This window comes from Dyadobacter sp. UC 10 (assembly GCF_008369915.1).
Taxonomy (GTDB): domain Bacteria; phylum Bacteroidota; class Bacteroidia; order Cytophagales; family Spirosomataceae; genus Dyadobacter.
The window spans coordinates 5,050,087-5,063,946 of sequence record NZ_VSRN01000001.1 but is presented as its reverse complement, the minus strand read 5'-3'; the positions used below and the strand labels follow the sequence as shown (position 1 = coordinate 5,063,946).

Here is a 13,860-nt window from a genome sequence, read left to right as displayed (position 1 = left end):
ACAAATGCTAAAAATGATGCTCGTAATATTGATTTTCGACCGTACCGTCCTCATATAATTTCAGGATTGCGTAGCCCGGCGCGGTTTCCTGATAATAGTAGGGCCCGGCCGAATGCTCGTCGCCCTTGCCCCACCAGTAACCACTCATGGCACCGTTGCAGTAGTAATGCACATTGTTGAACACATTCCTGCGCTGTGAGCCCAACCGTGCCAAGATTGATCTCAAAGCGTTGGGAAGGTGATATCCCGGTTGCTTCCAATTGACGGATCATTTGCTCAATTAGATCAAGCTTCGACAACGACTCATTGCCATCTGCACTTGCCAATTTTAACAACTGATCGTATTCTTGTCGACTGTCACGGATTGAGCGCCGGATAAATAAAACCGTTATGACAATGAAGCCTACGTTTGTAAGAAGTGCTTCCGGGACTTGATGGATTCTGAAAAATGCGAAGAACGGAAGCGATGCCCAGGGAACAACTGCAAGATATACGGCAGTGACCTCAAAGAACCTTCGATCTTGAATGTCTTTTTGATATTTCGCCTGGATTGATTGTTGGTAACATTTTACTTCGTCATCGCGCCCACATCCCGGAAGAAGAAAACCAGTTCTTTGAAACTCACGAACCTGTTGTGTCCACGAGGATCATAGCCCGCTTCTTGGCTGAAATGTGTGAAGCCGGCCGACGCGGCGCGGTGTACATATCCCAAAGATCTTCGATCCAGTCTTCTGCATCGCTTTGAGATAGTAAATCCTTCACTTTTAGTCCATAAGCGTAATAGAGCGCGTCTTTTGTTTGCGCGTCATCGGAGTGGAGATTTGCGGACTGTTTGTCTTCGGTTCCGCTGTTTTGGCTAGTATGCATCATATTCATTTTAACGTTAAAATATTGATTTAGAAAACCTTGTATTTGTATTTTCTGCAAAGCACATACTCCGGAAAAACATGCCCAACAATCTGCGACCGGTAACTTACATTGCCTGACCTGTAAAATATACCTGAACTTCCCGAAGGATTTATATAAATTGCCTTTTTAACAAAAACCGTCTCTGTATGACACATACTACCTCCAATCCAAAGATCCACGAAGGCCGCAACCTCAAAAGATTTCGAGAAATGCTCGGTATCAAACAAGATTTCCTTGCGTTCGAGTTAGGCGAAGAATGGAACCAGCAAAAAATTTCATTGTTGGAACAGAGAGAGAAGATCGATTCAGACATTTTGGAGCAGGTTTCGGCTATTTTGAAAATTCCGGCTGAGGCGATTCGGAATTTTGATGAGGAGAAGGCTATGACTTTCATTTCAAATACATTTAATGAAAGTACGATCGGCAATTCTTTCATTTACGGCACCATTAATTCGCAACCAGTTGAGAAAATTATGCAGCTTCATGAAGAAAAAATTGCATTGTATGAGCGGATGTTGAAGGAGAAGGATGAAATGATGGCGCGGTTGGAGCGAATGATGAAAGACAAATAACCTTGACAAAATCTGCTTCACAAATTGTCTTTTACTACTTGTTTCATTTGGGCTAATTTTTAAGCGCTACCGATGGACTCAATCGATTATTTTTATTTTAGGTCTCTTGACGAAATCCGTAAACCGTTTTATGATTGGGAAAGACAGGTTATAAATGTCGGATGTAGTAGCCAAGATATTGGGATTGATGATGAGCAAGTAAATCTAACAATAAAGGGAAAAGAAAACATTGCCAAGCTAATTCACGAGTATATCCATTTTTTGCAAAATTTTGCTACCAACTGGGGAGGACCAATTTTTGTCGATCTTGCAGTTTCCTTGCTTAAAATTGGAGCTTCATCGAATGAATCCGAAGAAATACTAAAATTACCACTCAATAAAGAAAATATAAATAACGATCTTCTTATTAGCGGTTTAGAACTTCGAGAGTCGGTTATAGAAAGAATTAATCGATCTAGTCGTTCATTTACACATGATAAGTCGCGTGACGCGATTTCGGTATCGGGCCCAACTGACGGTGAATTTGTAATAACAAACGGATTGACCTCGATAGATGTCGGTTTGAAGCTAATACGTGAGCATATGGCATATTTAGGCACGCAACTTTATCTAAATCATAATGATGACGAAATTCATTCGCGCAACTTAGTAACATTTAAAAGAAATGAGCATATGCTTGCTCGAAATCCTGAATACTGGATTTTGTTTGAATACTTTTATGCCTCAAAATGTTTTGAAAATGTGGGGAGAGGAGTTTTCTTCTTGACGCAATACTCGTTGGCGGGATTAGCACCGAACTATTCTATAATTCGATTCATCAAATGGATTCATGATATTGACCTTCTTGCACAGCGAATTCGCCCTTTGATAGATTATGTGCAGGAATGGACAAACCTTCATAGCGAAAAATCCGAGAATAAAAAAGCGAATGACAAGGCAATTGCACATTGCGAGAGTATAATCAAGCTTTCAAAAAAATATGAAAGTGAAAATCATCTGTTTGAATTTACAAGGATCGTAACTGAATATACCTTAGCGAATATCTTAAAGTCTGAGGGAGGAATGAACCTGTTTTGTATAGAAGATAATTTTTCTGATTTAACCTATTGGAAAAAAAAGATTGATGAGTTTGGTACCGGTATAGTATTGTACACAGATGGCGTTTTTGCACATGGACTTTCAGCAGAAAATCCTGATCTCCTAGAAAGTTTCAAACATTTTTTGGCTGGAAATCTTATAGTAAAAAAGTTGCTGACAAATCAAATATCAACCTGTCCTTTTCTATATGATATTCCAATTTGTCAAGCAGAATATCGAGATTCGCAAAATTGCGTTAAAAACCCATTTTTAATGTTGGACGAAAAAAGTGTTGATGCTTGCCTATTCGTTAATGGAGTTCTTATGTTAGGTCTGAGTAAACGCCTAGAACTCTACAATAGTCCAAGCTAATCGTCGAAAGGTATGACTGAAAGTGAATACTTAGACCAACTAGGCGATTTGTCAGGCAGCAAGGACTTTATAAATGTAATTGTTTTACTGATAATAAGAGATTTTATTGGGCCTTTAAGGAAACTTTCAGAAGAACGCAAGGAGTCTGACCTTAACTACAATGAGATTGCATTAGTAATAGGTCTTTGGCTTAAAAACTACAACAAGAAGCTTGATAATGAAGAAAATCCTTTCGATACCATGGAGAGGGTTACACTTCTATTGCAGAATGTTCACAAATCGATACTTGATGAATTTTCAAAGGAAAATGTATTCCTGCCTGTTAACGGCTTGGCATTTCGAGAGGCAATTTTCTATGCTTCCACCGTCGCATATGATTTTCAATATATTGAACTTCTTAAGAAGGTGTTTGGGAATTGCAAGGAATGGAGATCGTACCATCTTTGCAGTGACGAAACATTAAAGCATTGATTAAACAGTTTACTAGACTGACCGATCTCCAATGGGCGGCAATATCACCATTTTTGAATCTAAAAAGAAAGAGAAAACTGAATTTGAGGGAGGTGATGGATGCACTTCTCTACATACTTCGTACAGGCTGCCAATGGCGAAATTTGCCTTCCTGTTTTCCTCATTGGCAAGCAGTATATTGGTATTTCAGCCAGTGGAAAAAGCAAAATGTAATTGAGCAAATAAATCGGGCAGTTAACCAGATGGACCGGATAAATGCTCATAGGGATAAAAATCCGTCGATTCTTTGTATTGACAGCCAGAGCGTTAAGTTGTCCCCTATGATTTGTGAATTACGTGGCACGGATGCCAATAAAAAAGTAAACGGACGTAAAAGGCAGGTGCTAGTTGACAGCGAAGGTCGGATCTGGTTTGCACATATTCATGCCGCAAATCAGGGCGACGGTCCCGCATCCCTTGCTTTCATGGCTGACCTTATCTGCCAAGATGAACGTCTAATAAAGATTTACGGAGACCAAGCATATAACGGCGTTTTCGCGGATGAAATCAGGAAAAATGGTATCGATTTTGAGAAAGCTTCAAAGCCAGAATCTGCAAGTGGATTTATACCAGTCGCTAAAAGATGGGTCGTCGAAAGGACATTCGCATGGACTAATTTCTTTCGTAGAATCGTGAAAGATTATGAATATACCGTATCATCTTCTGTTTCTTGGCTCTTTCTGGCCAATATTCAGTTGATGTTACAACGAATAAAGCCGATTAGTAAAACTTAATTCCCAAACACCCTCTAAACAAAAATTTAGTCTAGACAAAAGTTGGATAAAAGAAAATAAGAAATTTTCGATAGCCTCGTTAGAAGCATATTTTAAAAGGGTTAGAGCATTAATCAATCTTAGAATACAAAACTATAAAGGACGAAAACGCACGAAGGAATTTATAGATTTGACAGAACTAACATCGATATTCATATTTCAGAAAAATGAACTTGAAAATCAAAATGATGAATATTCTAACATCACGAAAGAATTTACTTGTAAAGTTGGGCTCAACATAAACACAGACTTTAATAAAGTAGGAGATATTAACGAATATCAAATAAAACCGATAATTAGGTTGGAGGATGACTCCTATTTTATTCCAATGCCTTATTTCTTGGCGGAAAGTTTCTATAACACACCTTACTATTGGATGATAGAAGACAAATCATACAAGAATATTAGTCTTACAAATAGGGGGATTGTTGCAGAAGATATTGGATACAATATACTATCAAAAAAGTTTGGAGATAAAAATATTTTCAAGCGGGTAAAAATCCAACGAAACAAGACACATACGCAATCAGATATTGATATACTCCTGCTGGTAGATAATACTGCAATCGTCTTTCAAGTTAAGACTAAGAGAATAACTAACTTATCAAGAGAGGGAAATCTAGATAAAATCCATAATGATTTTGCATTAGCTATTGAAAGCGCCTATTTGCAAGGGGTTGAGGCGGAAAAATGTATCAAGGATTATACAAATTACACATTTATTGATGAATCTCGGACATCAATAAACGGCCATTTTGAGAAAGTTAGAATGGTTTTAGTTGTGTGCTTAGTGCTGGATGGATTTCCCTCATTGTCTTTTGCGACTCATCAATTACTTTATGAAAAATGTAACAAGCCAGTGCTTTGTATCGATATTTTTGATTTACAAGTACTGGTCGAAACAATACCGACCGCGACTATGTTTCGAAATTACCTTCTATTTCGGGCTGGGCAATTTTAGGCGACTTATTGCCGAAACGGAATTGGTAGTGTTTGGATATTTTCTTAACGGAGAGTTACTCCAACCGGAATCAATTTTAACGATAAGCCAGGATTTTGGTGGGACAATTGATGAGCATTATTACGCAAGATTATTACGACGAAATGAACAATTGGACTTAAAGCCAACCAAAAGAAATCAAATTTGTAATTGCGGGAGCGGGTTGAAATACAAGAAATGCCACGGAAGGAGTAAGTCTTAGGGTAGTTTCCTGCCATAATACATTCCGCAACACCCTCTTTCAACTTGTTCTCATTATAGTAAAAAGTGCTGCGGATCGACGCTCCCGTCTTTATGATTGCAACCATATTTTCGAGGCTTTGCTGATGTAAATATTGATCTCATTTACTTGCTCAATCAAGCGATTTTTATCACCCTCGTAGGTTTCCAACCAGCTGCGGAAGTCAGCAATTTGAGATAGCGCATGTAGCCGTTTGACGGCTTGATTGAGGTTATTCCCCGCCGTACTCAGATCGTGGCGAAGGCGCGTAAGTTCAACCATCACCTCGTCAAATGACTGGTTCCGGTGATTGACTGTAACAGGTTCAGAAAGCAAAACTTTCCTTGCGTATTCGCTTGTCCTCCGGCAAGTTGTTCTTTGTACTTTCCGAAGAAGCTGCTGAAACTCCTCAGGCGTTAAGCGAACATTCAGCATCTTGATTCGATTGTTGTTGTCTTTCTTCATCACACGATTGATATGTGAGCAGGCCGCTCATGACGGCTTATGAATTTGATACAATTCCAGAATATTTGTGCAAATTACCTGTTTATCCGGAAACCCGAATCTATCCATCAAGGAACGGGGCGGACACATAATTGGGAAATCAGCAGACAAATTCGGTAATCGATCCGAATTCCGCTACTTCTGGCTGGCGGGTTGAACAAAGACAATGTAAACCAGGCCATTAAGACAGTCAAACCTTTCGGCCTTGACTTTTGTAGCGGCGTTCGGACTGACAGAAAGCTAGATGCGCAAAAGCTGAAAGATCTTTTTAAAGCAATTGAGAGCTGAAAAGGGTTCAATACATTTCATAACCAAACCACCTTTTGCTCTGAAACATGCGGCTGACCGATGATGTCCCTGTACAAGGCCGGTTTGCGCGCGTTGATGTATCTGGTACCTCCGGCTGCTGTGAGCTTTTCCGGCGTCAGGGTGGCGATTGCGATGTCATTGTCCAGCTTGCGGCATTCGGCAATAATATCACCAAACGGATCCAGGATCATTGAACAGCCGTTTTTGAGCTGATCGTCGTCCATACCGATCGGGTTCGAAAAGACCGAATAAACCGCATTGTCATAGGCGCGGGCGGACAGCCATTTCAAGAGCCAGCTTCGTCCTTTGAGACCATCGAATTCGTGTCGCAATGTAGTTGGATCTGTTTCTCTGTTAAACCACAATGCCGGGTCAACGAAACCAGCGCCCGGCCGCGATGATGGCGTACACATGGTTACGTGCGGCATAAAAATGATGTCAGCGCCGAGCAATTTCGTCGCTCGTACATTTTCAATGATATTGTTATCATAACAGATCAACATCCCGCATTTCCATCCAAACAAGTCAAAAACCACATATTCGTTCCCCGGCGTCAGGTGCGGGTTGATGAAAGGATGGAGTTTTCTGAATTTGGCCACGAGTCCGTCCTCATTGACGCACACATAGGCTTTGTACATATTGTCATCAGCATCTTTTTCAAATAAACCTGCCAGGATTGTAATGTTGTTTGCGCGGGAAATCTCAGTCAGTTTGTGGATACTGGGTCCTTCGGGGATCAGTTCCGAAATTTCCAGCAGCTGCTCTCTTGACAAATTTCGCGCAAAAGTATAACCCGTCACCGAGCATTCGTGAAAAGCGATGACTTTGGCACCTTCCTTTGCAGCCTGGCCGGAAAGCGCATTGATCATTCCAAGGTTGTAGGTTTTGTCCCCGCTGCGGTTTTCAAATTGTGCAGTGGCAACTTTCAGATTTTCCATGGTTTTTTGAATTTTTATGAATGGCCCAAAGCTACGCGCATTCAAATTCCCCGGATTGTACAAATCCGACAAACGCCGGAGATCACAGGGAAATTTCCAGAAAGTTAGCGGCGAGCAAGTTGGGCTGGTCTAAATATTCGCCGGGCGTTATTCCGGAAATGCTTTTCATAGTCCTGATCAAATGTGCCTGATCGTAAAAACCGGCATCGTATACCAGGCCCGTGTAGTTTGCAGGCCGGTCTCGGCGAAGCAGTTTGAGGAAATACTGAACCCTGGTTATGCCCGCAAACCGTTTGGGAGAATATCCTACATTATCCTGAAAAACACGCTCCAGCTTCCGTTCACTTATTTGGAGAGACGACAAAAGCGCATTGACCGGCACATTGCCGTTATGCTCCTGAATCAACCGCACTGCATGAAAAGCGTCGCTGCTTGGCGGCTTGAGATCAGACAGCCTTTTCAGAAAGAAATCTTCTACAACCGCAATCTTGGCAAAGCTATCGGAAGCATAACTTATCTGTTCCAAAATGTCCCGGCCCTGCTGGTGATAGATTGCGTCCAGATCCACAACCTGATCGATCAGATCATTAGCCGGTATTTTCACCGTGGGAGTAATGGCAAAAGGATGAAAAACCGCAACCAACACCCCGATCCGACCGGTGGCCGTCAGATCCTGAAAATGATGAAATGGCCCATATAAAAAGCTGGATGGAAGCAAGGCAGCGGGCTTGTCATGTGGCCGGAAAAGAATAGGATCTTTGTAATTAAAAACAATCCCGGTGTTGCCATCTGAAAACATCCTCAGGCTTCGGTTGGGCAGGTTGTCGATGTCAATGATCAGGAAATGTTTGATCAGATGTGCCAGCGCCGGTGTTGGAGGAAGTTGCATGGTGTCAGTTCGTCTCGGTTCATCAATTCGGAAGTCAATACATACAATTCATCGTCCTATCCGTGCATTTGGAATAGCTTATCATTCTTATGCCTCTGCCCTTCCGCCACCTTTGTACCATTGCAAACGCAATTGCAACTGAGAATTGCCCTGCTGCATTTTCAAATGCAATGTTACTCATAAACAAAATATTGTAAAAGGGTCTAAGGTAGCGGATCTGAGCCAGGACAGTGGCCAGGCTGATACTAAGCTGGTTGAAGACTGCATATTACGACTCCGTATGTCAAAAAGTTTTACCCAACGGAAGCGCCCGCTTCTGCGCATGAGCAAATGGAAGGCGGTCACCCGACGGGCAAATCATTATCCGCATAATTAATTAAAACTATGAAATACAATTTTTTCTGGCTCGCGCTTGTACTTGCAGCCCCCAATGCCCTCACTGCCCAATCGCTGCGCCTCGCATACTTTGGCGAAACGGTCACGCATTATGGCCTTCGCGGCGCTTATGAAATGCCAATCGGAACGTCCGTCTCTGCCGGCAATGCAAAACGGATGCTCTACGGTTCGCTCGGCATTGCCGGATACAGACATCCTCAAAATCACATCGGTGTGATCGTCTCGCCGGAAATCGGTTTTCGACGGATCGGAAAAAGAGGCGCGCTCTTTGAATTTGCGCTTTCTCCGGCATACTTCCGCTATTTTCTGGAAGGTAAAACTTTTGAAGCTACCGCCGATGGCGATTTTAACCGGCTTCGTTTTGCGGGCGGAAATGCATTTTTGCCTACGTTATCATTGGGTGTCGGCCACGATTTATCAATCCGCAAAAACCTCCCGCTAGCCTGGTATGTAAGACTGAATGTCATGCAGCAGCGGCCCTACAATACTTCCAATCTGATGCGCTTCGCACTTGAAGCCGGTACTTTAATTCCACTAAAAAAACGATGAGACTATTTACAAAGCTATTCATGATATGCTCGATTGTCGGCCTGATCAGCTGCAAAGAAAAGGATGCGCTGCCGCATGAAGACGCCACGCTTTTCCTGCGCCACAAGGGCGCTGATATGCCGATTTGGATCAAAGGAAACAGTCAGCCCAATAAAATCGTACTCTTCGTACAAGGCGGCCCGGGCGACTGCGCGATGTGTTACCGCTATTATCTGAAAGGACTGGAAGAAGACGTCATGATGGCTTATTGGGACCAGCGCGTAGCGGGCGCATCTTCGGGCAAAGTCGATCCTGCAACTTTGCGATATGCGCAGTTTGGAGAAGATATAGAACTGATTGTCAAGTTATTGAAAAAACAATATCCGAATGCACAGGTCTATTTACTTGCACATAGCTTCGGCGTGGAGCTGGCATGGCAATATTTGACAACGGGCAATAACCAGCAGCAGGTTGCCGGGGCGATGATGGTCAATGGCATGTTTTCCTACTACCGCTGGATTTATCAGGTGCGTGAGTGGGCATTGAAACAGGCCAAAGAAAAAGGCAACAAGGAAGCCGAAGGTTTTCTGACAGCCAATCCGGTGACGCCGCAAAATACGGGAACTGTGGACTGGGAAGGCATTTACCGCTGGATGCACAAGCTGGACGGCAACCCGGTTTCGTTGTATTCGGACAAGAAATATGTTATTCATTACGCATTTGGTTCGCCTAACACTGCGCTCGCGCAATTCACCCATAGCAAAGCCTACGGATACTATGGCGATATTGAAAGCCGGACATTTGAAAAGGGAAAGCTGTTACAAAATGTGAGAATTCCGGTCGGCCTATTCTGGGGTGTAAAAGACGGTATTGTGCCATTTGAAATCGGGTTGGAGAGTAAGGAATTACTGAAAAATACGCAGGTAACCCAGGTCACATTTGACCAATCCTGGCATGAACCGTTTATTACTGAAACGACAGCGTTTGTTAATGCGGTGCGGGCATTTGTCGGGAAGTAACGGATTTTAGAATGGTAAACAAAGAAGGAACCGATGAAAACGACCGGATTATCGGGTGGAATGAGCTGGTCATGAAGATGAAACTGAGCTTGCGCCGCTTATACATCACAAATCCTCATAAATAACTGTCGGATTTAATGCGGCAAGCCCATACCAGTTTCTTATGTTCAGATAATTACCTATTTTATTCACATGCAATTACAGATTATACCACTTTCCGAAAATGATTTTACCGAAGTGACTTCCGTTTGGGAGGCATCAGTTCGGGCCAGCCATCATTTTCTTTCCGAGGCTGACATACAATTTTACAAACCATTGATTTTCAGCAACTACTTACCTATGCTTGATCTATACGGGATTCATCACGAATCCGGCATACTTGCCGGGTTTATAGGGACCGTGGCAGGTAAGATCGAAATGCTTTTTGTGCAACCATCTGATTTTGGAAAAGGCATTGGCCAGGCACTCTGCCGGTTTGCGATGAAAGAGCTCCGGGCCTCAAAGGTTGATGTCAATGAAGATAATCAGGGAGCTTTTCAGTTTTATCTAAAAATGGGCTTTCAGGTAGTTGGTCGCTCTCCACTGGATCCCAGTGGAAAGCCTTTTCCCATACTGCATTTAGACGCAGGCGACTAATTATTGATTGATTTCAAATGACTAAAAAAGCACAAAGGCACTTGGATCTGGGACGCCTGTTCGGAGATGTTCGCAGTGGTATCTGACCTCACAAAACAGTATCCTCGTTAGCGAGAAACACCCGGGTACTTTCGGTGTAGATGGCTCCTGCTTTGTTTTTATATTTCAAATCAACATAAATGGCCTTGAACCCGGTTTTAGGAAGAGGTTCGGTGACCTGTATGCTGGATTTATTTTTAATTCCAAGACTTCTGCCTGTCCAGGTGTCGTTTCTCAGGTCCTGGTCCGGTGAGTTGGCCGACCATAAAATCACGTCTATAAGCGCATCCGACGTTGCCGTGATATCGAGCTTGATATTCTTTTCACTCACAGACTGTTTCCATTCACAAACGGTAAAAGGTGTTTTGTTTAATGCAGCGCCATAAAATGCACTCAATGCCTCCATAGCCTGCTTGCCCCCACCAAGATCATGCCCTGCATTGGGTACGTAATGAAGACTATTAATGCCAGGAATGTTTTTAAGGTAGTTTTTAATATTATCGGTTACCCAATACTCATCATTCGTTCCCATAAAAATCAATTTCGGCATTGTCAGTTTTGCGCGGTAGGAGTACGGGTCGATCATCGTCGTAATCGCTTTGCCATCCTCGGTTCCGGTAGATTGCGGAATACCCAGTTTTACGTAATCTTCAATCTGCACACTGTAATCACCCCAGGATTCGACCTGGTAGTCCAGGCTGACCGGCATATTCAAAATGTCGATTACCATAGGGGCTATCGCTGCAACACGCTTGTCACTCGCACCGGTAAGCCAGGTAGTCCAGCCCCGTTTGGAGGCCCCTGAAACCACAAATTTTTTAACCTCATGGTCGAGTTTCTGTTTTGAAAACTCCTGGACCACGTCCATCGCCCTCACTGCACTTTTCACCATAGGGAACAACAGCGGCCAGGTATAGTCTTTGTCTTTTTTGAAATTATGGAGCGTATACGATATCAAGGCATCTTCTGTAAGATCATCAAAAAACGGCTGATTGGGGGTCTGCTTCAATTGCACCACCATAGAATTGTTAGCGGCAGCAACGCCAGCAAGTGATTCAATGAGTTTATCGTCCTTTTTGCTGTCCCAGTTGGGAAGCTCATTTTTATTGGAACCTCCTGTAATAAAAAGCAACGCGCCATCGTGCTTGTTTTCTTTCGGAACAATCACTGTGAGCTGATGTGTCCAGGTGAACTCACGCCATTTCTGAGAGGTAAGTAATATGTTGTAAATGGTTTGATCATTCTTTGTGTATTGGTCTTTCAGCTCCCACTTTAAGGACTTATCTCCATTATTGAGATAGCTTTCAAGAGCGGTTTCAGGAGTGATCCGAGTTTGAGCCTTCGCGGTAAGAATTGCTGCTTGCACACACAGCAGGACAATTGCAATACTTTTTTTCATTCTAATCATTGGTTCAATATTGATGTTTAACATTTAATATAGCCGGTCGGCCCCCCGACCGGTCGAAATAAGTAATTCTTAGTATTTACGCAAACCGGGTATGCTGATCAGGTCTGATCGACTACCAGGGTTTGGTTGTCCCCTGCAACAACCAGGGCTTCGACCATGCGCTGTTCTTACCATCCGCTTCTGAATATTTGGTTACCTCCAGTTTGCTAATGGCATTATCAGCATTGGCTTTATTGAGGTTCCTTTCATCAAGCATATAATAAAAACGCAGGGGTAAAGCGGCTCTTTTGCTTTGCGGCCCGGTTTTCAGTTCCGGAAAGCCGGTCCTCCTGTAATCAAACCATGCTTCTGTGGCAGCTGTCCAGCTCGCTATCCACTTTTGCTCGATAATTTGTCTCAAGGTCCCGTTGTAGGCAACCAACGGCTGCGCCAGATACGCAGGAAGTGCGCCGGCTACCCCCCATGTTGTGAAAGACGCCTGAATAGCAGCCTCATAATTGGTTTTCGCATCGCCCGCTGCCCAGCCTTTCTGTGCTGCTTCCGCCAGAATAAAATTCACCTCCGCAGCAGACATCAGTCTTGATTTGAGCAAGGCGCCTGTTGGCTGCATATACATACTGTTGAGCCAGGATACATGCGGATTTCTGGCGCCCTGTGCCGCCGTAGGGCTCATGTTGTAAGATGCACCTCCAAGCAATGAAACCGGCAGACCAACATACTCCTGATCGGTATCAATTGCGCCGGTAACTTTATCGGGAGACAGGTAGCGTTTTCCATTTGTGATCCGGTCGGTCCCCTTTGGCAATGAGGAATCAACCACCAGAGGGATCTGAACTTTATTTGCAAAAACACCCAGACGTGGATCATTACCAGCTTGCAGATACTCAACAAAAGTGGCGCACATTTTAATGCGGCGGTAATTAGTGGAATCCGGATCAAAACGCACTGCGCCCGGCCAGGAATCCGCCGAACTATTGCCCGCATAGGCCATAGTGGCATCGTCTGCCGCTGCTGTAATGATTGGATATTGGGTTGGGTTCGCAACAATTGTCTCTATTCCGGCTTTCGCGAAATCTGCTTTTTTCACCGACATCCGCATGTAGTAGCGCAGCTTCAAAGAATTGGCAAGCTTCCGCCACTTAGCCGGATTTCCCTGATAATATACATCTGAATTACCCACAGCAGCATACTCAGCGGCGTTTTTGGAAAGCAACACGTTTGCTTTCTCAAGATCATCCAGGATTCCCATATAAATACTTTCCTGAGAGTCGAAAGCAGGAAATGTGTTTTCTGTGCCACCCTGGGCTGCTTTCAATGCATTGGTATAGGGTGCGTCTCCCCAAAGATCCGCTATCAGTCCAAAAATCATGGATTTGATGACCAACGCAATTCCCTGGTGAAGTTCATATTTGAGCTCAACAGAGCGTTCGTATACATACTGGTTATTCCGCAAAATGTCATAGTAACCCGACCAGCTGTTTTCTTGCCCCCAATCATAGTCGTTATGCCCTCCGCTCCATCCATCCTTCTGGGTATGCTGCACAATACCGGCAACATCCTGATATCCAAGGTTCACAAAAGCCCGTCCTGTCTCTGTAAGCACAGTCGATAATACCAGACTTGGATTTGCCGTGAGCGGGTTCACGCCATTGGGATTGTCATTCAGCTCTGTAATATCCTTGCACGACGACACCATGAAAATCCCCATGATGGCCAGAACGATTGATTTTATACGTAAATGCTTCATAAGTATTGATTTTT

The 13,860-nt window shown here is 43.5% G+C and carries 17 protein-coding genes; 10 read left to right on the top strand and 7 right to left on the bottom strand.

The features are described 5' to 3' along the window. Positions 1–7 precede the first annotated feature (7 nt). Both FXO21_RS20945 and FXO21_RS20940 read right to left on the bottom strand, forming a co-directional pair. Entirely contained in the window at positions 8–226 is a 219-nt protein-coding gene (locus FXO21_RS20945; protein WP_310586922.1) for a hypothetical protein, read from the bottom strand. Between the two features lie 395 nt (positions 227–621). Beyond that, positions 622–870, bottom strand: coding sequence for a hypothetical protein (locus FXO21_RS20940; protein ID WP_149641911.1), 249 nt, complete (start codon positions 868–870; stop codon positions 622–624). A gap of 185 nt (positions 871–1,055) precedes the next feature. On the opposite strand from FXO21_RS20940, the gene FXO21_RS20935 reads away from it, so the two are divergent. From FXO21_RS20935 to FXO21_RS29240, 6 genes are all read left to right on the top strand, one after another. Further along, a complete protein-coding gene (locus FXO21_RS20935; protein WP_149641910.1) occupies positions 1,056–1,481 on the top strand; it encodes a helix-turn-helix domain-containing protein in 426 nt (141 codons plus the stop codon). Between the two features lie 72 nt (positions 1,482–1,553). Continuing rightward, the gene (locus tag FXO21_RS20930) at positions 1,554–2,930 is read left to right on the top strand and encodes a hypothetical protein (RefSeq protein ID WP_149641909.1); all 1,377 of its coding nucleotides are present in this window, start codon (positions 1,554–1,556) and stop codon (positions 2,928–2,930) included. Positions 2,931–2,942: 12 nt separating this feature from the next. After that, positions 2,943–3,401, top strand: a complete 459-nt coding sequence (locus FXO21_RS20925; protein WP_149641908.1) for a hypothetical protein — start codon at positions 2,943–2,945, stop codon at positions 3,399–3,401. Further along, positions 3,398–4,174, top strand: a complete 777-nt coding sequence (locus FXO21_RS20920; RefSeq protein ID WP_149638781.1) for an IS5 family transposase — start codon at positions 3,398–3,400, stop codon at positions 4,172–4,174. The genes FXO21_RS20925 and FXO21_RS20920 overlap by 4 nt, the downstream gene beginning before the upstream one ends. A 169-nt stretch (positions 4,175–4,343) precedes the next feature. After that, a complete protein-coding gene (locus tag FXO21_RS28835; protein ID WP_192579286.1) occupies positions 4,344–5,174 on the top strand; it encodes a hypothetical protein in 831 nt (276 codons plus the stop codon). A gap of 28 nt (positions 5,175–5,202) precedes the next feature. Further along, positions 5,203–5,415 (top strand): SEC-C metal-binding domain-containing protein, encoded by a 213-nt coding sequence (locus FXO21_RS29240; RefSeq protein ID WP_192579285.1) that lies wholly within the window; start codon positions 5,203–5,205, stop codon positions 5,413–5,415. Between the two features lie 90 nt (positions 5,416–5,505). Here the strand turns inward: FXO21_RS29240 and FXO21_RS20910 are convergent, their stop codons facing one another. Next, positions 5,506–5,898 carry a plasmid mobilization protein gene (locus tag FXO21_RS20910; RefSeq protein ID WP_149641907.1) on the bottom strand — a complete coding sequence of 131 codons (393 nt, stop codon included), beginning with the start codon at positions 5,896–5,898 and terminating at the stop codon, positions 5,506–5,508. Between the two features lie 192 nt (positions 5,899–6,090). Between FXO21_RS20910 and trpF the strand changes: the two genes are divergently transcribed. Beyond that, a complete protein-coding gene (gene trpF, locus FXO21_RS29150) occupies positions 6,091–6,225 on the top strand; it encodes a phosphoribosylanthranilate isomerase (protein ID WP_310586921.1) in 135 nt (44 codons plus the stop codon). 17 nt (positions 6,226–6,242) lie between these two features. Here trpF and FXO21_RS20900 read toward each other — a convergent pair whose 3' ends face one another. After that, the gene (locus tag FXO21_RS20900; RefSeq protein WP_149641906.1) at positions 6,243–7,184 is read right to left on the bottom strand and encodes a nitrilase family protein; all 942 of its coding nucleotides are present in this window, start codon (positions 7,182–7,184) and stop codon (positions 6,243–6,245) included. A gap of 82 nt (positions 7,185–7,266) precedes the next feature. Then, the gene (locus FXO21_RS20895; RefSeq protein ID WP_149641905.1) at positions 7,267–8,073 is read right to left on the bottom strand and encodes an AraC family transcriptional regulator; all 807 of its coding nucleotides are present in this window, start codon (positions 8,071–8,073) and stop codon (positions 7,267–7,269) included. Positions 8,074–8,457: 384 nt separating this feature from the next. On the opposite strand from FXO21_RS20895, the gene FXO21_RS20890 reads away from it, so the two are divergent. From FXO21_RS20890 to FXO21_RS20880, 3 genes are all read left to right on the top strand, one after another. Then, entirely contained in the window at positions 8,458–9,018 is a 561-nt protein-coding gene (locus tag FXO21_RS20890) for a hypothetical protein (protein ID WP_149641904.1), read from the top strand. Then, the gene (locus FXO21_RS20885) at positions 9,015–10,016 is read left to right on the top strand and encodes an alpha/beta fold hydrolase (protein WP_149641903.1); all 1,002 of its coding nucleotides are present in this window, start codon (positions 9,015–9,017) and stop codon (positions 10,014–10,016) included. The genes FXO21_RS20890 and FXO21_RS20885 overlap by 4 nt, the downstream gene beginning before the upstream one ends. Before the next feature lie 192 nt (positions 10,017–10,208). Then, complete coding sequence (locus FXO21_RS20880) at positions 10,209–10,652, top strand: GNAT family N-acetyltransferase (protein ID WP_149641902.1); 444 nt, start codon at positions 10,209–10,211, stop codon at positions 10,650–10,652. A gap of 88 nt (positions 10,653–10,740) precedes the next feature. Here the strand turns inward: FXO21_RS20880 and FXO21_RS20875 are convergent, their stop codons facing one another. Next, complete coding sequence (locus FXO21_RS20875) at positions 10,741–12,090, bottom strand: PhoPQ-activated pathogenicity-related family protein (protein WP_149641901.1); 1,350 nt, start codon at positions 12,088–12,090, stop codon at positions 10,741–10,743. 121 nt (positions 12,091–12,211) lie between these two features. Beyond that, on the bottom strand, positions 12,212–13,846 hold the full coding sequence (locus FXO21_RS20870; RefSeq protein ID WP_149641900.1) for a SusD/RagB family nutrient-binding outer membrane lipoprotein: 1,635 nt from the start codon (positions 13,844–13,846) through the stop codon (positions 12,212–12,214). Between the last annotated feature and the right edge of the window lie 14 nt (positions 13,847–13,860).

Coding starts and splice junctions, on each gene's coding strand:
- FXO21_RS20940 (WP_149641911.1), bottom strand. CDS start 870: ATGATGCATACTAGCCAAAACAGCGGAACCGAAGACAAACAGTCCGCA.
- FXO21_RS20935 (WP_149641910.1), top strand. CDS start 1,056: ATGACACATACTACCTCCAATCCAAAGATCCACGAAGGCCGCAACCTC.
- FXO21_RS20930 (WP_149641909.1), top strand. CDS start 1,554: ATGGACTCAATCGATTATTTTTATTTTAGGTCTCTTGACGAAATCCGT.
- FXO21_RS20925 (WP_149641908.1), top strand. CDS start 2,943: ATGACTGAAAGTGAATACTTAGACCAACTAGGCGATTTGTCAGGCAGC.
- FXO21_RS20910 (WP_149641907.1), bottom strand. CDS start 5,898: ATGAAGAAAGACAACAACAATCGAATCAAGATGCTGAATGTTCGCTTA.
- FXO21_RS20900 (WP_149641906.1), bottom strand. CDS start 7,184: ATGGAAAATCTGAAAGTTGCCACTGCACAATTTGAAAACCGCAGCGGG.
- FXO21_RS20895 (WP_149641905.1), bottom strand. CDS start 8,073: ATGCAACTTCCTCCAACACCGGCGCTGGCACATCTGATCAAACATTTC.
- FXO21_RS20890 (WP_149641904.1), top strand. CDS start 8,458: ATGAAATACAATTTTTTCTGGCTCGCGCTTGTACTTGCAGCCCCCAAT.
- FXO21_RS20885 (WP_149641903.1), top strand. CDS start 9,015: ATGAGACTATTTACAAAGCTATTCATGATATGCTCGATTGTCGGCCTG.
- FXO21_RS20880 (WP_149641902.1), top strand. CDS start 10,209: ATGCAATTACAGATTATACCACTTTCCGAAAATGATTTTACCGAAGTG.
- FXO21_RS20875 (WP_149641901.1), bottom strand. CDS start 12,090: ATGAAAAAAAGTATTGCAATTGTCCTGCTGTGTGTGCAAGCAGCAATT.
- FXO21_RS20870 (WP_149641900.1), bottom strand. CDS start 13,846: ATGAAGCATTTACGTATAAAATCAATCGTTCTGGCCATCATGGGGATT.